Source organism: Nocardioides sp. HB32 (assembly GCF_054058995.1).
In genome coordinates, this window is sequence record NZ_JBSSBS010000001.1 from 1,598,224 (window position 1) to 1,619,122 (window position 20,899).

At 71.5% G+C, this 20,899-nt stretch carries 19 protein-coding genes; 4 read left to right on the top strand and 15 right to left on the bottom strand.

The window, feature by feature from the left end; genetic code table 11:
• Window positions 1-6 precede the first annotated feature (6 nt).
• Window positions 7-1,701, bottom strand: a complete 1,695-nt coding sequence (locus ACVW2K_RS08075; RefSeq protein WP_457202148.1) for a fumarate hydratase — start codon at window positions 1,699-1,701, stop codon at window positions 7-9.
• A gap of 37 nt (window positions 1,702-1,738) precedes the next feature.
• On the opposite strand from ACVW2K_RS08075, the gene ACVW2K_RS08080 reads away from it, so the two are divergent.
• On the top strand, window positions 1,739-2,332 hold the full coding sequence (locus ACVW2K_RS08080) for a DUF1707 SHOCT-like domain-containing protein (RefSeq protein WP_051549554.1): 594 nt from the start codon (window positions 1,739-1,741) through the stop codon (window positions 2,330-2,332).
• Here ACVW2K_RS08080 and ACVW2K_RS08085 read toward each other — a convergent pair.
• The 4 genes from ACVW2K_RS08085 to ACVW2K_RS08100 are packed head-to-tail and all read right to left on the bottom strand — an operon-like array spanning window position 2,329 to window position 6,644.
• Window positions 2,329-3,564, bottom strand: a complete 1,236-nt coding sequence (locus ACVW2K_RS08085; protein ID WP_051549553.1) for an ABC transporter ATP-binding protein — start codon at window positions 3,562-3,564, stop codon at window positions 2,329-2,331. The two genes, ACVW2K_RS08080 and ACVW2K_RS08085, sit on opposite strands and share 4 nt — an antisense overlap.
• A 4-nt stretch (window positions 3,565-3,568) precedes the next feature.
• Window positions 3,569-4,441: a carbohydrate ABC transporter permease gene (locus ACVW2K_RS08090; protein WP_028639164.1), complete on the bottom strand. Its 873-nt coding sequence runs from the start codon at window positions 4,439-4,441 to the stop codon at window positions 3,569-3,571.
• Complete coding sequence (locus tag ACVW2K_RS08095) at window positions 4,441-5,373, bottom strand: carbohydrate ABC transporter permease (RefSeq protein ID WP_028639163.1); 933 nt, start codon at window positions 5,371-5,373, stop codon at window positions 4,441-4,443. The genes ACVW2K_RS08090 and ACVW2K_RS08095 overlap by 1 nt, the downstream gene beginning before the upstream one ends.
• Window positions 5,370-6,644, bottom strand: a complete 1,275-nt coding sequence (locus ACVW2K_RS08100; RefSeq protein WP_457202149.1) for an extracellular solute-binding protein — start codon at window positions 6,642-6,644, stop codon at window positions 5,370-5,372. The genes ACVW2K_RS08095 and ACVW2K_RS08100 overlap by 4 nt, the downstream gene beginning before the upstream one ends.
• 160 nt (window positions 6,645-6,804) lie before the next feature.
• Here ACVW2K_RS08100 and ACVW2K_RS08105 point away from each other — a divergent pair, with 160 nt between their 5' ends.
• Window positions 6,805-7,887 carry an ABC transporter ATP-binding protein gene (locus ACVW2K_RS08105; RefSeq protein ID WP_028639161.1) on the top strand — a complete coding sequence of 361 codons (1,083 nt, stop codon included), beginning with the start codon at window positions 6,805-6,807 and terminating at the stop codon, window positions 7,885-7,887.
• Between the two features lie 82 nt (window positions 7,888-7,969).
• Here ACVW2K_RS08105 and ACVW2K_RS08110 read toward each other — a convergent pair whose 3' ends face one another.
• A complete protein-coding gene (locus ACVW2K_RS08110; protein ID WP_457202150.1) occupies window positions 7,970-8,878 on the bottom strand; it encodes an alpha/beta fold hydrolase in 909 nt (302 codons plus the stop codon).
• An 89-nt stretch (window positions 8,879-8,967) separates the two neighbouring features.
• Here ACVW2K_RS08110 and ACVW2K_RS08115 point away from each other — a divergent pair, with 89 nt between their 5' ends.
• The gene (locus tag ACVW2K_RS08115) at window positions 8,968-9,798 is read left to right on the top strand and encodes an esterase/lipase family protein (protein ID WP_457202151.1); all 831 of its coding nucleotides are present in this window, start codon (window positions 8,968-8,970) and stop codon (window positions 9,796-9,798) included.
• On the opposite strand, the gene glpX is transcribed toward ACVW2K_RS08115, so the two are convergent.
• The 6 genes from glpX to ACVW2K_RS08145 are packed head-to-tail and all read right to left on the bottom strand — an operon-like array spanning window position 9,763 to window position 15,033.
• Window positions 9,763-10,785, bottom strand: coding sequence for a class II fructose-bisphosphatase (glpX, locus tag ACVW2K_RS08120; RefSeq protein WP_457202152.1), 1,023 nt, complete (start codon window positions 10,783-10,785; stop codon window positions 9,763-9,765). The two genes, ACVW2K_RS08115 and glpX, sit on opposite strands and share 36 nt — an antisense overlap.
• A gap of 19 nt (window positions 10,786-10,804) precedes the next feature.
• Window positions 10,805-11,830 (bottom strand): sulfate/molybdate ABC transporter ATP-binding protein, encoded by a 1,026-nt coding sequence (locus ACVW2K_RS08125; protein WP_457202153.1) that lies wholly within the window; start codon window positions 11,828-11,830, stop codon window positions 10,805-10,807.
• Window positions 11,827-12,594, bottom strand: coding sequence for an ABC transporter permease (locus ACVW2K_RS08130; protein ID WP_457202154.1), 768 nt, complete (start codon window positions 12,592-12,594; stop codon window positions 11,827-11,829). Before ACVW2K_RS08130 ends, ACVW2K_RS08125 begins: the two co-directional genes overlap by 4 nt.
• Complete coding sequence (gene modA, locus ACVW2K_RS08135) at window positions 12,591-13,364, bottom strand: molybdate ABC transporter substrate-binding protein (protein ID WP_457202155.1); 774 nt, start codon at window positions 13,362-13,364, stop codon at window positions 12,591-12,593. Before modA ends, ACVW2K_RS08130 begins: the two co-directional genes overlap by 4 nt.
• Window positions 13,361-13,756: a TOBE domain-containing protein gene (locus ACVW2K_RS08140; RefSeq protein ID WP_457202156.1), complete on the bottom strand. Its 396-nt coding sequence runs from the start codon at window positions 13,754-13,756 to the stop codon at window positions 13,361-13,363. Before ACVW2K_RS08140 ends, modA begins: the two co-directional genes overlap by 4 nt.
• A 35-nt stretch (window positions 13,757-13,791) precedes the next feature.
• On the bottom strand, window positions 13,792-15,033 hold the full coding sequence (locus ACVW2K_RS08145) for an SLC13 family permease (RefSeq protein ID WP_457202157.1): 1,242 nt from the start codon (window positions 15,031-15,033) through the stop codon (window positions 13,792-13,794).
• 34 nt (window positions 15,034-15,067) lie between these two features.
• Between ACVW2K_RS08145 and ACVW2K_RS08150 the strand changes: the two genes are divergently transcribed.
• A complete protein-coding gene (locus tag ACVW2K_RS08150; protein ID WP_457202158.1) occupies window positions 15,068-15,634 on the top strand; it encodes a DUF4245 family protein in 567 nt (188 codons plus the stop codon).
• A gap of 10 nt (window positions 15,635-15,644) precedes the next feature.
• Here ACVW2K_RS08150 and ACVW2K_RS08155 read toward each other — a convergent pair whose 3' ends face one another.
• From ACVW2K_RS08155 to xseA, 3 genes are all read right to left on the bottom strand, one after another.
• Window positions 15,645-19,331, bottom strand: coding sequence for an immune inhibitor A domain-containing protein (locus ACVW2K_RS08155; RefSeq protein ID WP_457202159.1), 3,687 nt, complete (start codon window positions 19,329-19,331; stop codon window positions 15,645-15,647).
• 89 nt (window positions 19,332-19,420) lie between these two features.
• Window positions 19,421-19,639, bottom strand: coding sequence for an exodeoxyribonuclease VII small subunit (locus ACVW2K_RS08160; protein ID WP_457202160.1), 219 nt, complete (start codon window positions 19,637-19,639; stop codon window positions 19,421-19,423).
• Window positions 19,620-20,867, bottom strand: coding sequence for an exodeoxyribonuclease VII large subunit (gene xseA, locus ACVW2K_RS08165; RefSeq protein ID WP_457202161.1), 1,248 nt, complete (start codon window positions 20,865-20,867; stop codon window positions 19,620-19,622). Before xseA ends, ACVW2K_RS08160 begins: the two co-directional genes overlap by 20 nt.
• Window positions 20,868-20,899 lie beyond the last annotated feature (32 nt).

The window sequence follows — 20,899 nt, forward strand, 5'->3', positions numbered from 1 at the left end:
CGGCGCCTACTCCGCCGAGCGCACCCGGAGTCCGGAGACGGGGACGGTGACGGTTCCGGACGGGTCGGTGAAGAAGTCGTTGCCCTTGTCGTCGACGACGATGAACGCGGGGAAGTCCTCGACCTCGATCTTCCAGACCGCCTCCATGCCGAGCTCGGGGTACTCGATGACCTCCTGGCTCCTGATGCAGTCCTGGGCGAGGCGGGCCGCGGGGCCGCCGATCGACCCCAGGTAGAAGCCGCCGTGGCTCCCGCACGCCTCGGTCACCACCTTGGACCGGTTGCCCTTCGCGAGCATCACCATCGAGCCACCGGCGGCCTGGAACTGCTCGACGTACGAGTCCATCCGGCCGGCGGTGGTCGGGCCGAACGATCCGGACGCCATGCCGGCGGGCGTCTTCGCGGGGCCGGCGTAGTACACCGGGTGGTCGCGGAGGTACGCCGGCATCTCCTCGCCCGCGTCCAGCCGCTCCTTGATCTTGGCGTGCGCGATGTCGCGCGCGACCACCAGCGGGCCGGTGAGCGAGAGCCGGGTCTTGACGGGGTGCCTCGACAGCTCGGCGAGGATCTCGGGCATCGGCTGGTTGAGGTCGATCGAGACGACCTCACCCCCGGCGATGTCCTCCGCGACGCCGGCGGACGGCATGTAGTGCGCAGGGTCCGTCTCGAGCTGCTCGAGGAAGACGCCCTCGGCCGTGATCTTGCCGAGCGCCTGCCGGTCCGCCGAGCAGGACACCGCGATGGCCACGGGGCAGGAGGCGCCGTGGCGCGGCAGCCGCACCACGCGCACGTCGTGGCAGAAGTACTTGCCGCCGAACTGCGCGCCGATGCCGAACGACTGGGTCAGCTCGAAGACCCGCTGCTCGAGCTCCACGTCGCGGAAGCCGTGCGCGGACATCGATCCCGAGGTCGGCAGGGTGTCGAGGTAGTGCGCGGAGGCGTACTTCGCGGTCTTCAGCGCGAACTCCGCCGAGGTGCCGCCGATGACCACGGCCAGGTGGTACGGCGGGCAGGCGGCCGTGCCGAGCGAGCGGATCTTCTCGTCGAGGAACTGCAGCAGCCGCTGCGGGTTCAGGATCGCCTTCGTCTCCTGGAACAGGAACGACTTGTTCGCCGAGCCCCCACCCTTGGCCATGAACAGGAACTTGTACTCCGGCGACCCGTGCGAGGGCGTCGAGTAGATCTCGATCTGCGCCGGCAGGTTGGTCCCGGTGTTCTTCTCGTCGTACGTCGTCAGCGGCGCGAGCTGCGAGTAGCGCAGGTTCAGCTTCGTGTAGGCGTCGTACACGCCGCGCGAGATCGCCTCGCCGTCGTCGGCCCCGGTGAGCACGCCCTCGGACTTCTTGCCCATCACGATCGCGGTTCCGGTGTCCTGGCACATCGGCAGCACGCCGCCGGCGGAGATGTTGACGTTCTTGAGCAGGTCGAGCGCGACGAAGCGGTCGTTCCCGGACGCCTCCGGGTCGTCGATGATCTTGCGCAGCTGGGCCAGGTGCGCCGGTCGGAGGTAGTGGGAGATGTCGTGCATCGCCTCGGCGGTCAGCCGCTGGATCGCCTCGGGCGAGACCTGCAGGAAGGTCCGGCCGTTCGCCTCGAACGTCGACACGCCCTCGGTCGTGACCAGCCGGTACGGCGTCTCGTCGGTCCCGGTCGGGAGGAGGTCGCTGTACCGGAACTCCGGCTGGCTCTGGGGTTCGCTCACGAGCGTCGAGAATATCGGCCCGACTACGCTGACCGGCATGGAGGGACCGCTCGAGCCCGACCCCGCCCGGATGCGCATCTCGGACGCCGACCGGCACCGCGTCGCGGAGATCCTCCGCGAGGCCGCCGGCGAGGGCCGGCTCGAGCTCACCGAGCTCGACGAGCGCCTCGAGGCGACGTACGCGGCGCGCACCTATGCCGACCTGGTCCCGATCACCCACGACCTGCCGGTCCAGGGCTCGCCGCCGCAGCCGGCACGCCGGCCGTCCCCGGTGGTGCCTGGACCGGTGGGGGAGCGGCACGTCGCGATCCTCGGCGGCTTCGACCGGAAGGGCGCGTGGATCGTCCCGCAGCACCTCTCGATCTTCGCGATGATGGGCGGTGCGGACCTCGACCTGCGCGAGGCGAAGTTCGCCGCCCAGGAGGTGACGATCACCGTCAACTGCTTCATGGGCGGCGCCCAGATCACCGTCGGCCCGCACGTGAACGTGGTGATGGAGGGGACCGGCATCATGGGCGGCTACTCCGGCCCGGGGCGGCGTACGCCGGCCGAGGTCGACGACAGCTCCCCGACCGTGCGGGTCCGCGGCGTCGCCGTCTGGGGCGGCGTCTCGGTCGAGCGGAAGGCCTAGACGGCCTCCGGCTCGGCCTGCGCCCGCGACACGGCCTCCGCCTCCGCGACCGGTGGGGGGATCCGGCCGCAGCGCTCGCGGTCGACGGTGAGGTTCTCGCCGGTGGCGGGTTCGAAGAGGTGGATCTTCGAGCCGTCCACCCAGATCTCCGCCTCCTCGCCCTCGCGGATCCGGCTGGCGCCGTCCAGCGACACCACGAGCTGGGTGCCCATCGGCTCGCCGTCCAGGTCGCGCTCGAGCTCGCGCAGCTGCGCGTCGACCTCCGGGGGCGCCTCGAACGGGATGTAGGCGTACGTCTCGTTGCCGAGCCACTCGACCACGTCGACCGTGGCGCGGAACGTCGAGCCGCTGCCCTGGTCGGTCTTCACCGAGGCGTCCTCGAAGTGCTCGGGCCGGATGCCGGCGATCAGCAGCCCCTTGCCGTCCGCCTTGCTCGCCTTGTCGGGGGGCAGCTGGACGGTGCCGAACGGCAGCTTCGCGGACGTGCCCTCGACGGTCACGGGGAGGAAGTTCATCGGCGGCGAGCCGATGAACCCGGCGACGAAGAGGTTGCCCGGGTGGTCGTAGAGCTCGCGCGGCGTCGCGAGCTGCTGCAGGATGCCGCGCTTGAGCACGGCGACCCGGTCACCGAGGGTCATGGCCTCGGTCTGGTCGTGGGTGACGTAGACGGTGGTGATGCCGAGACTCTTCTGCAGCCGGGCGATCACGGTCCGCATCTGACCGCGCAGCTTGGCGTCCAGGTTCGACAGTGGCTCGTCGAAGAGGAAGGCGTCGGCCTCGCGCACGATCGCCCGGCCCATCGCGACCCGCTGCCGCTGGCCACCGGAGAGGTTGCCGGGCTTGCGCTCGAGGTGCTCGTCGAGCTCGAGGGTCTTCGACGCCGCGCGGACCTTCTCGTCGACCTCGGCGTCCGGCACCTTGGCGAGGCGCAGCGGGAACGCGATGTTCTCGTAGACGGTCAGGTGCGGGTACAACGCGTAGTTCTGGAACACCATCGCCAGGTGCCGGTCGCGCGGCGCCAGGTCGTTGACCCGCCGGTCGCCGATGATCATGTCGCCCGAGGTGATGTCCTCCAGGCCGACGATCATCCGCAGCAGCGTGGACTTCCCGCAGCCGGACGGGCCGACGAGGATCATGAACTCGCCGTCCTGCACGTCGATGCTGACGTCGTTGACGGCCGGGAAGCCGTCGCCGTACTTCTTGACGATGTTCTTCATGTCGATGGCAGCCACGAGGTCACCCCTTCACGGCGCCGGAGGTGAGCCCGGCGACGATCTTTCGCTGGAACAGCAGGACGATGATGATGATCGGGACGGTGACCACCACGGAGGCGGCGGCCAGCAGTCCGTACGGCGGGTTGAACGGGTCGGGTCCCACGAAGAAGGACAGCTGCGCGGGCACCGTCCGGGATTGCGTGGTCGAGGTGAGCGAGATCGCGAGCACGAACTCGTTCCACGCGAAGAAGAACGTCAGGATCGCGGCGGTGAACACCCCGGGCGCCGCGAGCGGCACGATCACCTTGCGGAAGGCCTGCCAGGACGTCGCGCCGTCGACCTGCGCCGCCTGCTCCATCTCCCACGGGATCTCCCGGAAGAACGCCGAGAGCGTCCAGATCGCCAGCGGGAGCGTGAACGACATGTACGGGATGATCAGCCCGGGCCAGGTGTTGAACAGGTGCAGCGTCCGCCAGAGGTCGAAGAGCGGGCCGACCAGGGCGACGACCGGGAACATGGCGATCGCGAGCGCCAGGGAGAGCACCAGCCGCTTGCCCTTGAACTCCAGGCGGGCGATGGCGTACGCCGCCAGCGTCGCGAAGAGCACCGCCAGCAGAGTGGAGATCGCCGCGATGCCGAACGAGTTGCGCAGCGCGTCGAGGAAGTCGCTGTGGGTGTTCTCCTGGCCCGGGGTGACCGTGCCGAAGCCGAGGATGTCCCGGTAGTTCTGGAGCGTCCAGACCTTGGGCAGGAACTGCGGGCTGCCGGCGGCGGTCTCGCCCGGCCCCTTGAACGACAGCGAGAGGATCCACGCCACCGGGAGCAGGCACCACACCAGGACGAGGACGAAGCCGACCCCGGTGCCGACCTGGGTGCGCGTGCTACGGGCCGCCATCACGCCTCACCCCTCGCCTGCGCCAGGTCGACGCGGAAGAGCCTGACGATCAGGTACGCCAGCAGGAGCACGGTGAGGAAGAGCAGCACCGAGAGCGCGGAGCCCAGGCCGAGCTGGAACTGCTGGATCACCTGGCGATAGGTCAGGAACGACGACGACTCGGTGTCCTGGGCGCCTCGGGTCATCACGTAGATGTTGTCGAAGATCCGGAACGCGTCGAGCGCCCGGAAGAGCACCGCGACCATGATCGCGGCCCGCATGTTGGGGAGGATCACCTTCCAGAGCCGTTGCCACCAGGTCGCGCCGTCGACCTCGGCCGCCTCGATCATGTCTTCCGACACCTGCGAGAGACCCGCGAGCAGGAGCAGGGCCATGAACGGCGTCGTCTTCCAGATCTCCGAGACCATGATCGCGAACATCGCCGGCCAGTGGCTGCCGAACCAGTTGGTGTCGGGCGTGATCCACGGCAGCCAGGCGAACCACGCGTTCACGAAGCCGTTGTTGAGGCTGAACGCGAACTGCCAGGCGTACGCCGAGACCACCGTGATGATGCCGTAGGGGATGAGGATCGAGGTCCGGATCGCGCCCCGGGCGAACACGATGCGGTGCATCACCATCGCGAACGCGAAGCCGATGACGAGCTCGACGGCCACGGTCAACACCATGATGATCACGGTGTTGAGGGTGTCCTGCCAGAACAGCGAGTCGGTCAGGACGGTCCCGTAGTTGGACAGGCCGACGAACGCCTTGTCGTCCGGCGTGGTCAGCCGGTAGCGGAACAGCGACAGGTAGATCGCCTGGATCATCGGCCACGCCGTGACGAGCAGCATGATGATCACGGCGGGCAGCACGAGCTTCTGCCCGAGCCGGTTCTCGGCCCTCGCCCGGTCGCTCACCACCGGCTTGCCCGGTGCCTTCGCGATGGCACTCACAGCAGGCTCCTTCCGTGGAGGACGTCGTCGACGAAGCTCTGCGACTCCGCCGGGGTGCCGGCGTTCACGCCCGAGGGCGGGTGCCACGTCGACTGGAGGCCGCCGGAGATGTCGCTCCAGTACGGCGTGACGGTGCGCGGCGCCGCGCCGTCGAGGCTGTCCTGGAACAGCTTGAGGAGGTCGGCCGGGTAGATCTTCTGCAGCGCGTTGTCGTTGGCCCCGTAGCCCGCTTGGCTCGCCGGCATGTTGCCGGTGATCTCGGCGTTGACCTCCTGGTTCTCCGGGCTCGTGAGGCACTCGATGGCCTGCATCGCCTCGTCGACGTGGTTGGAGTAGGCGCTCACGCCCAGCCCGATCCCGCCGTACGGCGGGTGCGACTCCTGGCCCTGGACCGTCTGCGGGTAGCGCGTGTAGCCGATGTCCTTGTTGAAGCCCGGGTTGGTCGCCTCGTAGCTGTTGAAGATGTAGGTCCAGTTGACCATGAAGGCGCCCTGCGGGCCGCCGAACGTGCTGCCGGCCTGACCTTCCTGGGCGACCGACAGGTCGGCCGGTGCGGCCGCGGAGTGGGCGAGCTTCTGGATCACCGCGGCGGCCTTGTCGCCCGCGTCCGAGTCGATCTCGAGCTTGAGGTCGATGCCCTTGTCGGTGTCGGTGGCGAGCTCGCCCCCAGCGCCGGCGATGAGGGCGTTGATCCAGACGACGTAGCCCTCGTACTTGTTCGCCTGGACGGCGACCTTGCCGCCGTTCTTGGCCGCGGCGTCGATGATCTGGTCCCAGGTGACCGGCTGGTTCATGTCGATGCCGGCCTTCTGCACGAAGGACTTCCGGTACCAGAGCACCTGGGTGTTCGACCAGAACGGCGCCACCACCAGCTGGTCGTTCCAGGTGGCCGCATCGGTCGCGCCCTGGAAGGACTGCTGCTTCAGCTTGTCCTGGAGGTCCTGGGGGATCGGCGCCAGGAACCCGGCGTTCGAGAACTCCGCGGTGAAGGGCGGGTCGATGCTCATGATGTCGATGCCGGAGTCCCCGGCGGCAAGCCGCCGGGCCAGCTGGATGCGCTGCTCGTTGGCGTCCTGCGGGAGGACCTGAGTGGTGATCGTGTAGTCGTCGGTGCTGCAGTTCGCAGCCACCTTCGCCTGGCCGCCCGAGTCCGGGTTGATGTACCAGATCAGCTGCGTCTTCCCGTCGTTCGCACTGGCCGAGCAGGCGGCGAGCAGACCGGCGGCGGTCACGAGGGCCGCGGTCGCGGCCAGTGCGCGAACCCGAGACATGCGCTCTCCCTCCCTTGTGGTCTACCTCACACTTAGCCCCCTGAGGGGGGTCTGTAAACCCCACGCCGGCCACCAACTGGCACCGCGAGGTACTGTGACCGCGCTCACCTTTACTACGGATCGTCCGGCACGTACCTGCCGGTGAAGGAGTTGTCGAAGCATGGCCACAGTCAGGTTCGAAGAGGCACAGCGCTGGTATCCCGGCGCGGACAAGCCCGCCGTACCAGGGATCAGCCTGGAGATCGGCGACGGAGAGTTCATGGTCCTCGTGGGCCCCTCCGGTTGCGGCAAGTCCACCACCCTGCGGATGCTCGCGGGGCTGGAGGAGGTCAACAAGGGGAAGATCTTCATCGGTGACCGCGAGATCACCCACACCCCGCCGAAGGACCGGGACATCGCGATGGTGTTCCAGAACTACGCGCTCTACCCCCACATGTCGGTCGCGGACAACATGGCGTTCGCGCTGAAGATGGCGAAGGTGCCGCACGACGAGCGGCAGCGGCGGGTGGCGGACGCCGCCAAGATCCTCGGCCTCACCGAGTACCTCGACCGCAAGCCGAAGGCGCTGTCGGGCGGCCAGCGGCAGCGGGTCGCGATGGGCCGCGCGATCGTGCGCCAGCCACAGGTGTTCTGCATGGACGAGCCGCTGTCGAACCTGGACGCGAAGATGCGCGTGCACACCCGCACCGACATCGCGAAGCTCCAGTCCGACCTCGGCGTCACCACCGTCTACGTCACCCACGACCAGATCGAGGCCATGACGATGGGCGACCGGGTCGCGGTGATGAAGGACGGCTACCTGCAGCAGGTCGACACCCCGCTGGCGCTCTACGACCGGCCGGTCAACCTGTTCGTCGCCGGCTTCATCGGCTCGCCGCAGATGAACCTGATCGAGGCCAAGGCCGACAACGGCCAGGCCAAGATCGGCGACTACCTGGTCCCGGTCGACCCGACCGCCGCCAAGAAGATGACGGGCAACATCACCGTCGGCGTACGCCCGGAGGCCTGGCGCGTGGTCGGCAACAGTGAGGACGGCCTGCCGGTGAAGGTCACCGTGGTCGAGGACCTCGGCGCCGACGCGTTCGTCTACGGCACCTGCGGTGTCGAGGGGACGCCGAACAACATCATCATCCGGGTCGCGGGTCGTGACCACCCGATGAAGGGCGAGACGATGTACGTGACCACGGACCCCCGCAACGTGCACGTGTTCGACAGCGACACCGGTCACCGCCTCTCCGAGTGACCAACGCCGAGTCGGCGCAGTCTCAGCCTGACCAGACGCCGAGTCGGCGCAGTCTCAGCTGAGACTGCGCCGACTCGGCAGTTCAGGATCGATCGGCAGTGCGGCGGATGGCCGCCACGAAGGTCTCGAACAGCGCGGGCGGGAGGTCGTGGCCCATGCCGGCGATCAGCAGCAGCTCCGCGCCGGGGACGGCCGCGGCGGTGGCCCGGCCGCCGGAGACGTGCACCATCCGGTCCGCGAGGCCGTGCACGACCAGGGTCGGGACGCGCACCGAGCGCAGCCGTTCGCCGCGGTTCGGCTGGGTGAGGACCGCCAGCATCTGGCGGGTCACACCGCTCGCGCTGACGCCCCGGTCGAAGGTGTCGCCCGCACGCTTCTCGACCTGCGCCCGGGTCTGCGGGTAGCCGGGCGAGCCGATCAGCTTCCAGAATTCCGCGCTCGCGCGGACGTAGGCCTCCCGGCCGGGCTTGCGGCCACCGATCAGGCCGGGGATGAGCGAGGGGTGCTGCCAGCCGACGGTGCGCTTCCCGGTCGTCGACATGATGCTGGTCAGCGACCGGACCCGGTCGGGCCGGATGATCGCCATGGTCTGGGCGATCATGCCGCCCATCGACACGCCCACGACGTGCGCCGACTCGAGCCCGAGGTGGTCGAGGAGGCCGAACGCGTCACCGGCCAGGTCCGCCATCGAGTACGGCGTGCGAGCCCGCGCGCCGGCGAAGGCCCGCACCAGCGTGGACCGGCTCACCCGGGCGTCCAGGACCGTGGACCGCCCGACGTCACGGTTGTCGTAGCGGACCACGTAGAACCCCGCCCGGGCCAGGGCAGCGCAGAGCTCGGGGTCCCACCAGGTCATCGGCCCGCCCAGCCCCATCACCAGGAGCAGCGGGTCGCCGTCGGGGTCGCCGAAGGTCTGGTAGCAGAGCTCGATGCCGCGGCCGACGGGGGCGAACAGCTCCTCGGAGACCGGGACGGCGGCGGGGGCTGGCATGCCCCCCAGTGAACCAGCCGGGCGAGAAAGGGACGCGACACCCCCGATTCACCGGCCGCCGTTCGGGTACAGGACGTAACGTGAGTCACATGTCGTCCACGCTGGCGGACTTCCTGCTCCCGCAGGGGTTCGCGGCCCCGCACCCGGCCGCCGTGCTGCGCGAGGGGAGCGCGGCCACCGAGTTCGGCCGGTACGCCCTGCGGGCCGCCGCCGACCGCCGGGCCCGCCGCAGCACGCCGTACGCCGCCCGCCCCGGCTCACGGCTGGGTGACCCGGTGCTGCTGATGCCCGGCTTCCTCGCCGGGGACGGCACCCTCGCCCTGATGGCGCGGTCGCTGCGGGCGCAGGGCTTCCGGACCTACCGCTCGCACATCCACTCGAACATCGGCTGCACGCTGAACGCCGCCGCACAGCTCGAGGCGCGGCTGGAGTCGATCGCGACGCGGCGCGGCTCGCGGGTGCAGCTCGTCGGGCACTCCCTGGGCGGCATGCTCGCGCGCGGCATCGCCGTACGCCGGCCCGACCTGGTGTCCAACGTCGTGACGATGGGCAGCCCGATGCTGGCGCCGGGCGCGCACCACGTCTCGCTGGCGGCCAGCGTCGACCTGCTCGTGCGGCTCAGCAGAGCAGGGATCCCGGGCCTGATGTCCGCCGACTGCGTGCGCGGCCACTGTGCTCGGCAGAGCTTCGGGGAGAGCCGGCAGCCGGTGCCCGTGGGCGTCGGCCTCACGACGATCTACAGCAGGCGCGACGGCATCGTCGACTGGCGGGCGTGCATCGACCCGGCCGCGGTCGCGGTGGAGGTGAGCGCCTCGCACCTGGGCATGGCCTTCGACCCGCGGGTGATCGACGTGGTGGTGGGTGCGCTGCTGCGCACCGACACCTCAGCTGTCGAAGTCGATCGCGGCAAAAGCGCGTAGCTTCTGGAGCTGGTGCTCCGAGGTGATCGAGCGGATCGTGCCGCTGCGCGACCGCATCACCAGCGAGTGCGTGGTGGCGCCCCCGGCGCGGTAGCGCACCCCGCGAAGGAGCTCGCCGTCGGTGATGCCGGTGGCGACGAAGAAGCAGTCGTCGCCGGTGACGAGCTCGTCGGTGGTGAGCACGTTGTCGGGGTCCAGGTCGTGCCCGGCGTCGAGGGCCTTCTGCCGCTCCTCGTCGTCCAGCGGCCAGAGGCGGCCCTGGATGGTGCCGCCGAGCGACTTCATCGCGCAGGCGGTGATGATGCCCTCCGGCGTGCCTCCGACGCCGAGCAGCAGGTCGATGCCGGTCTCCGGGCGCGCCGCCATGATTGCGCCGGCGACGTCGCCGTCGGTGATGAACTTGATCATCGCCCCGGTCGCGCGGATCTCGTCCACGAGCTGCGCGTGCCGGGGACGGTCGAGCAGTACGACGGTGACGTCGGTGGGCCGCTTCCCCTTCGCCTTGGCGACCTGCTGGATGTTCTCGGCGACCGGGTAGCGGATGTCGACGACCCCGGCGGCCTCCGGACCGGTCACCAGCTTCTCCATGTAGAAGACCGCGGACGGGTCGTACATCGAGCCGCGCGGCGCGACGGCCATCACCGAGACGGCGTTCGTCATGCCCTTCGCGGTGAGCGTGGTGCCGTCGATCGGGTCGACGGCGACGTCGCACTCGGGACCGGTGCCGTCACCGACCGCCTCGCCGTTGTAGAGCATCGGGGCGTTGTCCTTCTCGCCCTCGCCGATCACGACGGTGCCGTTCATGCCGATCGTGGAGATCATCACCCGCATCGCGTTGACCGCGACGCCGTCGGCGCCGTTCTTGTCGCCGCGGCCCACCCAGCGGCCGGCGGCCATCGCCGCCGCCTCGGTGACCCGCACCAGCTCCAGCGCCAGGTTGCGGTCGGGTGACTCGGGGGCGACGGAGAGGCTGTCGGGCTCGGTCATGGGGTGACTGTACCGAGCCTCAGGTCCCGTAGACCGCCACCTCGCTCGCCTTCACCGCGAAGACGACCGGCGTCCCCGGAGCGAGGTCGAGCTCGGCGGCCGACTGCACGGTGACGTCGGCCGCCAGGTGGTCCGCCCGGATCCGGACCTGGTCGCCGCGCGGCTCGAGGTCGGTCACGGTCACCGGCAGGCTGTTGCGCGGGCTCCCTCCCGGTGCCTCGCGGAACACCGAGACCGCACTGGGCCGGAACACCGCGACCGCCGGGGCGCCGGACGCGGGCTCCGGACCGACCGGGATGCCGCGCACGCCGCCGACGGCGCCGTCGCGCCAGCTGCCGGACACGAGGTTCAGGCCGGCGATCCGGGCGGCGAACGCGCTCCGCGGCCGCTCCAGCACCGCGGACGTCGGGCCGGCCTCGACGACCCGGCCGCCCTCGAGGACGACCACCCGGTCGGCGAGCAGCAGGGCGTCGAGCACGTCGTGGGTCACCAGGACGACGGTGCGGCCGGCGAGCACCCGGCGCAGCGTCTGCCGGAGCGCCGGGAGCACGGCCACGTCGAGCGCCGCCATCGGCTCGTCGAGCAGCAGCAGGACCGGGTCGGCGGCGAGGGCGCGGGCGAGCGCCACCCGCTGGGCCTGGCCGCCGGACACCTGGCCGGGCCGGCGATCGGCGAGGTCCGCGGCGCCCACCTCGCCGAGCCAGTGCCGGGCAGCGGCGTGCGCGTCCCGGCGGCCGGCGCCGCGGCTGCGCGGGCCGAAGGCGACGTTCTCCAGCACGGTCAGGTGAGGGAACAGCAGTGGGTCCTGCGCGAGCATCGCGATCCGGCGGTCGTGCGTCGGGACGAAGGTGCCCGGCGCGGTGAGCTCCCGGTCGTCGAGCGTGACCCGACCGCGATCGGGCCGCAGCAGGCCCGCGGCCACCTCGAGCAGGGTCGACTTCCCCGCACCGTTCGGCCCGAGCACCGCCAGCGTCTCGCCATCCGCGACGTCGAGCGTGACGTCGACGCCGCGGTCCGCCACGACTGCCTCGAACCGCAGGCTCACGCCGCGCTCCGGCCCTGTCGGGCGAGGCCGATCACCAGCACGGCCACGACGACGAGCACCAGCGAGAGCGCGACGGCGGCGTCCACGTCGGTCTCGCGGAGCTGGTAGATCTCCAGCGGAAGCGTCCGGGTCACGCCCTGCAGGCTGCCGGCGAACGTGATCGTCGCGCCGAACTCGCCCAGTGAGCGCGCGAACGCGAGCACCGCTCCCGACACCAGCCCGGGCAGCACGAGCGGCAGCGTGACCCGGCGGAACACCGTCGTCGGGCGCGCGCCCAGGGACGCGGCTGCCACTTCGTAGCGCTGGCCGGCCGTGCGGAGAGCGCCCTCGATGCTGACGACGAGGAACGGCATCGCCACGAACGTCTGCGCCAGCACGACTGCGGTCGTCGAGAACGCGACCTGGAGGCCCAGGACGTCGAGCTCGTGGCCGAGCAGCCCGCGCCGGCCGAAGGTGTAGAGAAGGGCGATCCCGCCGACCACCGGCGGCAGCACCAGCGGGAGCAGGACCAGGGACCGCACCACGCCCTGCCCCGGGAACGAGGTGCGGGCGAGCACCACGGCCATCGGCGTACCGAACAGCAGGCAGAGCAGGGTGGCGGTCGCCGAGGTGCGCAGGCTCAGCCAGAGGGCGTCCTTCGACGCCTGGGACGTGACCAGGTCGAAGAGGTCGGTCCACTCCACCCGCGCCGCGATCGCGACGAGCGGCAGCAGCACGAAGGCGGCACCGACGGCGGCAGGGGCGTAGAGCCAGCGGGGGATCACGGCTGTCCGAAGCCCGCGTCCTGGAGGATCTGCTGGCCGGCGTCGCCGAGCACCAGCTCGATGAACTCGCGCGCCAGGTCGGCGTCGTCGGTGCCCTCGACCGGCGCGATCGGGTAGGTGTTCACGACCTCGGCCGACTCGGGGAACTCGATGCCGTCGACGCTGTCGCCGGCCGCGAGGACGTCGGTGACGTAGACGACGCCAGCGTCGGCCTCACCCGAGGTGACCTTGCCGAGGACGTCGGTCACCGACTGCTCCTCGCTCACCGGGTGCACGGTGACGCCCGCCCGCTGCGCGACCTGGCTGGTCGCCGCTCCGCACGGCACCTCGGGGGCACAGACGACGACCTTGACGTCGGGTCCGGCGAGGTCCTGGAAGGAGTGCACGTCCGCCGGGTTGCCGGGCGGCACCGCGATCTCGAGGACGTTGGTCGCGAAGTCCTGGGGGTCGCCGCCGTCCAGCCCCGCAGCGACGAGCTTGTCCATGTTCGCGGTGTCGGCAGAGGCGAAGACGTCGGCCGGGGCGCCGTTCTGGATCTGGGCGACGAGGTCGGAGGAGCCGCCGAAGCTGAACTTCACCTGGACGCCGTCGTGCTCCGCCTCGAAGCGCCTGCCGATCTCCTCGAACGTCGAGGTGAGCGACGCGGCGGCGTACACGGTGAGCGTGGTCGTGCCCCCGCCGGTCTCGTCGTCGCTCCCGCAGGACGCGCTCGGCAGCACCAGGACGGCCAGGGATATCCCGAGCAGGACCCCGCGGGCGCGCCGGGTCACGGACGCTCCACGACGACGTTGGTGGACTTCACGGACGCGATCGCGCGGACGCCGGGCTCGAGCCCGAGCTCCTGGGCGGCCTCGGAGCTCATCAGCGAGACCATCCGGTACGGCCCGCAGATCATCTCGACCTGGGCCATGACCGTGTCCTTGGTGACCTTCGTGACGATGCCGGCCAGCCGGTTCCGCGCGCTGACCGAGGCGGCCCGGGTCGCCTCGCGGTCGGGCTGGTCGGCGAGCGACTCGGCGAGCGCCGCCAGGTCGGTGCCGCGCACGACCGTGCGCCCGTCGTGCCGGGCGCTCGGGACCCGGCCGGCGTCGATCCAGCGCCGCATCGTGTCGTCGCTGACGCCGAGCAGCTCTGCTGCCTCCGCGACCCGGAAGGTGTTCATGCTGCCATCATGCCGCATCTGCGGAGAGTATGGATCTAGTTGCCCGCAACTGCGGAGAGCACCGTCACGGCGGCGAGCAGGCTGAGCGGGGTCGCGACGATCGACACGCGGTGCAGCCGGCCGAGGGACGGCCGGGTGTCGAGGCGGACCAGGGTGCGCCGCCACAGCAGGTTCGCGAGCGAGCCCGTGTAGGTGAGGCCGGACCCGATGTTCAGCCCGAGCAGGGCGGCGAGCACCGCCGTGTCGCCGAGCGGGGCGACCAGCGGCACCAGCAGCAGCGTGGCCGAGAGGTTCGTGAGCAGGTTCGCGAGCACGGTGGCGAGGACGGCGATCGCCAGCAGGTCGGCGTACGACGTCCCGCCGGGCACCAGGTCGGCGACCAGGTCGCCGAGGAACCCCGTCGACAGGGCCGCGACGACGATCCCGAGGCAGAGCACGAACACCGCGAAGGCCGGGTGCGCGGCGTGACCCGCCTGGCTCGGGGTGACCAGCCCACGGTGTCGCGCCCAGGCGACGAGAGCCACGGCGGCTGCCGCCGAGATCCAGCACGGGTCGACGCCGAGCGGCGACCCGACCGCGAAGCCGGCCAGCATCAGCGCGACGACGACCAGCGGCACCGGCTCCAGCCTCGGGTCCGGGCCGTCGTCCGCCGGCTCGCCGGGGGTGGCGAGCTCGCGGCGGAACAGCAGCCGCAGGACGACGTACTCCACCACGAGGACCGCGAGCAGCACCGGCGCCATCACGACGGCGAATCCCCCGAAGGTGAGGTCGAGGTGCGGCATCGCGAGCAGGTTGGTCAGGTTCGAGACCGGGAGCAGCAACGAGGCGGAGTTGGCCATCCGCAGGCACGCGTGCGAGCCCGGCCAGACCGACGTCCCCGCGGCCGCGGCGGCTGCGACCACGACCGGGGTGAGCAGCACGACGGTCGCGTCCAGGCTCAGCACCGAGGTCACGACGGCGGCGAGCAGGAAGACGCCCGTGAACAGCCGGACCGGGCGGCCCGAGCTGGCGTGCCGGATCCGGGCGGCGGCGGCCGCGAACAGCCCGGCCCGCGCGCAGACGTCCGCGACCACGAGGATCGTGACGAGGAAGAGCACCACCGGCCCGAGGTGGCGCAGCACCGCCTCGACGTCGCCGGCGTCGAGGATGCCGGTCGCGAGGGTGGCCGCGGCGGCGGCGAGGCCGACAGCGAGCTCGGTGCGCGCCGAGGGGTGGACGTACGCGGTCACGAGCAGCACGAGGAGCGCCGCCAGCGGGATCGCGTCGAGGGGCGGCACGCGGCGACCCTAGAGGACTTGCGAGGATGGGCCGGTGACCCAGGCGTCAGACACCGGTCAGCCGAGCCGGTACCAGCGGAGCTTCGGCGGGCTCGCCGGCTCGATGATCGTGCTCGTGCTCGTCGTGCTCGGCATCGTCGTCTTCCGCGCCGCCTTCCGGGACACCCCGGAGTACGACCCGCAGCCGGTGGACTACCGGTCCCTGGTCGTCAGCATCCAGCAGGCCGGCATCACCCCGGCGTACCCCGCCGAGCTGCCGGACGGCTGGTTCGTCAAGGACGCGACGTTCGACACCGGCGACCGCCCGGTGCTGGACCTCGCGATGACCACGTCCGACGACCACTTCGCGGGGCTGCACGAGGAGGACGAGGACGTCGCCGAGCTGGTCGACACCTACGTCGGCACCGACGCCATCGAGGGCGACCCGGTCACGCTCGACAGCGCGGTCGCGTCCCGGTGGCTGACGTTCTCCGACCCCGGCGGCGACCATGGGTACGCCGCCGAGGTCGGTGGCCAGACCGTCCTCGTCTATGGCTCCGCCCCCCAGACGGAGCTGCAGACACTGGTCGAGTCCTTGACGACCGAGCCGCTGAAGCCCTAGCCCTGTCGGCCTAGCCGATGGCGACACCGACTCCGTGGAACAGGGGTCCGGGATAGCCGGGCAGGTCGGAGCGACCACGGACCGTCAGGTAGTAGTCGACGCCGTGGAAGGTGACGACGCTGCCCGGGATCCTCCCCTGGTAGGTGCCGTACCCGGTGGACCTCATCGGCGCGGACCTCCACACGCCGTCGTGCGTCCGGTAGTGCAGCACCACCGGCGCCGCCCGCCCCCCGAGCACCACCGCGGTCACCGGGATCGCCCGGCCGACGATGTCGTCGCGGACCGCGGTCGTGTAGACGACCGGCTTGCCGGCCGGGTGGTACCGGCCGGTCCTCACCCCGAAGTGCTTGAGCACGGTGCCGAGCAGGTCGACGGTGTCGGCCGCCTTCGCGTCGTCGCCGAGGTTCCACCCGAGCGTCACGGTCCGGAACGAGTGGTGCGCCGCGTCTCCGTCGACCGCGATGCCGACGTACGGCGGGTCCTCGGCGGGGACGACCGCGGCCAGGGCCGACTCCGGCGCGGTGAGGATCCCGGTCGCCGTGCCCAGCGGGTCGATCGCGGTGCCGAGGGCGCCGTTGCCGGCCGAGGAGAGCCCGGAGAGGCCGAAGAACGGCCGCGCCGGGGCCTGCAGGCTGGTCACCTGGGTGCCCTTCAGCAGGCCGGCACCGCTGAACGTGAGGGCTCCGGACTGCGAGGCGACGTACGACGCGTTGCCCTCCGGCGTGCGGATGCCGAGGTACTGGCCCGCGAACGTCGGGTCGACCACGCTCGACACGCCGTCCGGGCGGTTCGTGCTGAGCAGCAGCCGGCCGCCACCGTCGAGGTAGCGCTTCAGCGCGGCCACGTCACCGGGCGCCAGGACGCCGGGTCCGCGGTCCGTGCCGTTCTCCCAGATCACCGCGCCGTACCTGCCCATCTCGGTGGCGCTGGGGGACTCGGCGGTGATCGCGTACGGCACGCCGAGCGCCGCCAGGGCGCCGGCGATCGCACGCTCGTGGGCCAGGGTCTGGTCGTCGTCGACGACCAGGACGCTCGGGTCCTTCGGGCCGGACCACAGCGTCGTGACCTGCGCCTGGTTGCGCTCGCTGCCCTCGCTGATCCGGTCGGCCGGATCCACGACGGTCACCAGCTTCGTGACGCCCTCGCGCGCCGGCCGGTAGGTGAAGCGGACGTCCTTGCGCTCGTAGGCGCCGAGGCCGACCTGCTTGCGGGCGACCACCGGGCCGTTGACGGTCCGGGAGTGGACGACGACGTCGACCTTGCCGGGCGCCTTGCCGCCGTTGGAGAAGACCGGGACGGTGAGGACGTTGTCGCGGCCGGCGTTCAGGCGGCCGGTGACGAAGCCGGGGGAGACGTCCTTGTCGCCGGACAGGTCGAGCACGTCGAGCGTGATCGTGCTCGTGTCGCCGGACTCCGGGCTGTTGTCGATGCCGTTGCCGTAGCCGGACACGTTGGTGAACGCCCAGCCCGTCGGCTTCTCGGTCCAGCTCGACCAGGTGTCGGCCGCGCCCTGGGTGTTGAACGCACTGGCCCCGGTGAAGACGGCGCGGCCGGAGAACTGGAGGCAGGCCGCGAAGTCGCCGACGTTGGCGGTCCACGTCCCGGCGGCCGGCTTCTTGACCGTGATCGACTCGGGATCGCCGAAGCTGCCCGCGTCGGACTCGGCGGTCGTCGTGCCCGACGGGTCGGTGAGCGACAGCTTGCAGTCGCCCATGTTGTCGCTCGCGACCGTCACCGTCATCACCTGGTTGTTCGGGTTGTCCTCGACGTCGAACTGGACCGAGCCGCCCGCGACCGGCGCGGATGTGCCGGTCAGCTCGACCGGGTCCTGCGGCTCACCGGACGTGGTCGGTACGCCGGGCGGCGCCTCGTGGGTGCCGGAGGTGATGCCGGTCGCGGCGCCGACCAGGAAGTCGGCCGGGTTGCCGCGGCTGTAGTTCAGCTGGAGCTCCTGGGTGTTGTCGTTCTGGTCGAACTCCTCGACGTCCATCTGGTAGCGGTTCGGGTCGCTCTGCGCGTCGTTCCCGTGCCCGAAGTACGTCGTGGACTGCCGCCAGTAGTCGAAGTGCCACACCAGCAGGCCCGAGGCGTGCTGCCGGTGGTCGAACATCGAGCCGGACGGGTTCTGCGGGGACAGCTTCGTCGTCACCGCGTCGCGGCTGACGTTCTCCACGTAGTAGCCCTCGACGACGAACTTGCCGGTCTTCGGGTCCGTCGCGAGGCCGTAGACGTCCTCCTGGGTCCAGGTGTGGCCCAGGGAGTCGGTGTCGCCGACTGCTACCTCGTAGGTCGGGACGAGCAGCAGGTTCGGGTCGACCATGCCGACGTGGTAGCCCTTCGCCGGCAGCGCGGTGCGAGGCGCCAGGGTGTAGCCGGGCAGGTCGCCGTGCACGACGGTCGGCGTGACCCACCCCTGGAAGACCCGGGTGGCGGGGTTGAACATCGTCGGGTTCGAGCCCGCCGGGTCACCCATGTACGAGCCGCCGGCCATGATGTCGAAGTCGCCGGTGCCGTTCGAGGTGTACGCCGTGTCGTAGTAGTCCGGCTCCCCGAGGGCGTGCGCCATCTCGTGGGCGGCGACGCCGATCGTGAGCGGGTCCTTGAGCGAGCCGCGCTCGGGGATGGTCACCACGCGGTCGACGAAGACGCCCGGGCTGTTGGTCGGGATGCCGGCCTTGAGGGTGCCCGCCGGCAGGCCGAGCGTGCTCTCCGCGGTCGATGGCAGGCCGAGGGTCGCCTGCAGCGCGTGGGAGTGCGTGTCGCACGGGTCGCTGGTGAACGCGTGGTCGGAGCCGGAGTGGATGATGATCGTGAAGTCGACCTGGCCGTCGCCGTCGTTGTCGTACTTCGACCAGTCCATGCCCGGGTCGGCGAACGTCTGCGGGACCGCCTCGACCGCCATGCCGAGGGCGCCCGCGCCGCCCACGCCGAGCACCGAGCCGGCCGGGTCGGTGACCTTGAGGTCGCCGTCGTCGGGCGTGCCGTAGTGGCACGGGTCGCCGATCGACTCGGCCGAGGTGTACGGGCCGAACACGTCGATCTCCACCAGGAACTGGCCGAACGACGCCTCGTAGTAGAACTGCGTGACCGAGCCGTTCGGGTTGCCGCCGAAGCCGTCGAGGATCTTCTTGAAGTACGCGGCGTCGTGGCCGTCGTGGAACTGCGGCGTCGTCTCGCCGGCGTCCTCGTCGTACCAGGTCGCCAGCATCAGCGCGGGCACGTGGAAGACCCGCTCCTCGCCCTCGGCGGCGGCCGCGAGCTGGGCCCGGTAGGACGCGACCTGGAGCTGGCGCAGGATGCTGGCGCGGGCCGCCTCCTCCTTCGCGCTCACCCGCGTCTGCTGCCGGCCGGCGTGCGGTGCGACGGACGCGGGCGGGCCGGCGGTGCCGACCGCGCGGGCGAGCTGGACCCGGCCGTGCGCGTCCCGGCCGGACACGTAGTGCCAGGTGCCGGCCCGGTCGCGGCTCACGCTGTAGCCGTCGACCTCGAAGAGACCGCCTGCCCTCGCGTCCGTGAGCACGGCCCGGAACTGGTAGCCACCGGGCTGCCGCAGCACCTGGGAGTACGGGACGGTCACGCCCGGGTCGGCCACCGGGTGAGAGTGGTGGCGGGCCGCGGTCGCGGGGACCGCGGCGCCGGCGGCGCTCCCGATCAGCGCGAGGGCGGCGAGGGCGGCGATGCGGGCGCGCAGGGGCATGGTGGCTCCAGGGGCGAAACGACAGGTGTACGGGGGTTTCCCGCCGACGCCGCAACGACTCCTGTCCGCACCGGGTTACGCGGGAAGGTCTAGACGTCCGGGCCGGCGTCCTTCTCCACGGCCGCGTCGAGGCGCTTGCGGGCGCCGTCGAGCCAGTCCTGGCAGATCGTGGCGAGCTTCTCGCCGCGTTCCCACAGCGCGAGCGACTCCTCGAGGGTGGTGCCGCCGGCCTCGAGCGCGCGGACCACCTCGACCAGCTCCTCGCGCGCCTCTTCGTACGACGGCGTCTCAGTCTTCTTCTCGGCCATCGGTCTCCTCGAGCTGCTCGGTCCTGGTGGTGGTGGCGTGGATGCGGCCGTCGGCGACCCGGACGCTGATCTTCTGCTTCGCGGCGACGCCGGCGACGGAGGTGATGACGTGGCCGTCGGCGTCCTGGAGCACGGCGTACCCGCGCTGCAGCGTCGCGAGCGGCGACAGGGCGCGCGCGCGGGCGCGCTGGTGGCCGACGTCGTCCGCGGCGCGGTCGAGGGCGTGGCCGAGGGTGCGGCGGGCCCGGTCGCGGAGCCGGTGGACCTCCTCGAGGCGCGCGTCGAGCAGGGTCCGCGGATCGGCGAGCGCCGGGCGCGACCGCAGCGCGTCGAGGCCGGCCTGCTCGCGGGCCAGCCAGCCGGTGAGGGCGGCGCGGATCCGCTGGCGGGCGTGCACGACGTTGCGGGCCTCCTCGGCGACGTCGGGTACGACGAGCTTCGCGGCGTCGGTCGGCGTGGACGCCCGGACGTCCGCGACCAGGTCGAGGAGCGGCTGGTCGGGCTCGTGGCCGATCGCCGAGACGACCGGCGTGCGGACCTTCGCGACCGCGCGGACCAGCGCCTCGTCGGAGAACGGCAGCAGGTCCTCCACCGAGCCGCCGCCGCGGGCGACCACGATGACCTCGACGTCGGCGTGCCGGTCCAGCCGCTCGACCGCCTCGATGACCTCGGCGGCGGAGCGTGGACCCTGCATCGCGGCGTACGCGACCTCGAAGCGGACCGCCGGCCAGCGGCGGCGAGCGTTCTCCAGCACGTCGCGCTCGGCGGCGCTGTTGGGTGCGGTGACCAGGCCGACGGTGCCGGGCAGGAACGGCAGGGCACGCTTCAGCTCGGTCGCGAAGAGCCCCTCCGCGGCGAGCAGCTGGCGGCGCCGCTCGAGGCGCGCGAGCAGCTCGCCGAGGCCGACCATCCGGATGTCGCGGGCGTAGAGGGAGAGCGTGCCGCGGTTGGCGTAGTACGACGGCTTCGCGTGCACGACCACGCTGGCGCCCTCGACCAGGGGCGGGTTGAGCCCGTCGAAGAGGGTGCGCGAGCAGGTCACCGGGACCGAGATGTCCGCGACCGCGTCGCGGAGCGTGAGGAAGACGGTGTTCATGCCGGGACGGCGGCTGACCTGCGCGACCTGGCCCTCGACCCAGACGGCGCCGAGCCGGTCGACCCAGCCCGCGATCGCGTTCGCGACCTGCCGGACCGGGGCCGGCGACTCGAGCGAGGTCTCCAGGGCCATGCGGGCGAGATTAGGGGATAGCGCCGACGCTC

Coding starts and splice junctions, on each gene's coding strand:
- glpX (WP_457202152.1), bottom strand. CDS start 10,785: ATGACCGAGCCCGACAGCCTCTCCGTCGCCCCCGAGTCACCCGACCGC.
- ACVW2K_RS08100 (WP_457202149.1), bottom strand. CDS start 6,644: ATGTCTCGGGTTCGCGCACTGGCCGCGACCGCGGCCCTCGTGACCGCC.
- ACVW2K_RS08080 (WP_051549554.1), top strand. CDS start 1,739: ATGGAGGGACCGCTCGAGCCCGACCCCGCCCGGATGCGCATCTCGGAC.
- ACVW2K_RS08110 (WP_457202150.1), bottom strand. CDS start 8,878: ATGCCAGCCCCCGCCGCCGTCCCGGTCTCCGAGGAGCTGTTCGCCCCC.
- ACVW2K_RS08155 (WP_457202159.1), bottom strand. CDS start 19,331: ATGCCCCTGCGCGCCCGCATCGCCGCCCTCGCCGCCCTCGCGCTGATC.
- ACVW2K_RS08105 (WP_028639161.1), top strand. CDS start 6,805: ATGGCCACAGTCAGGTTCGAAGAGGCACAGCGCTGGTATCCCGGCGCG.
- ACVW2K_RS08140 (WP_457202156.1), bottom strand. CDS start 13,756: ATGAACACCTTCCGGGTCGCGGAGGCAGCAGAGCTGCTCGGCGTCAGC.
- ACVW2K_RS08160 (WP_457202160.1), bottom strand. CDS start 19,639: ATGGCCGAGAAGAAGACTGAGACGCCGTCGTACGAAGAGGCGCGCGAG.
- xseA (WP_457202161.1), bottom strand. CDS start 20,867: ATGGCCCTGGAGACCTCGCTCGAGTCGCCGGCCCCGGTCCGGCAGGTC.
- ACVW2K_RS08090 (WP_028639164.1), bottom strand. CDS start 4,441: ATGGCGGCCCGTAGCACGCGCACCCAGGTCGGCACCGGGGTCGGCTTC.
- ACVW2K_RS08115 (WP_457202151.1), top strand. CDS start 8,968: ATGTCGTCCACGCTGGCGGACTTCCTGCTCCCGCAGGGGTTCGCGGCC.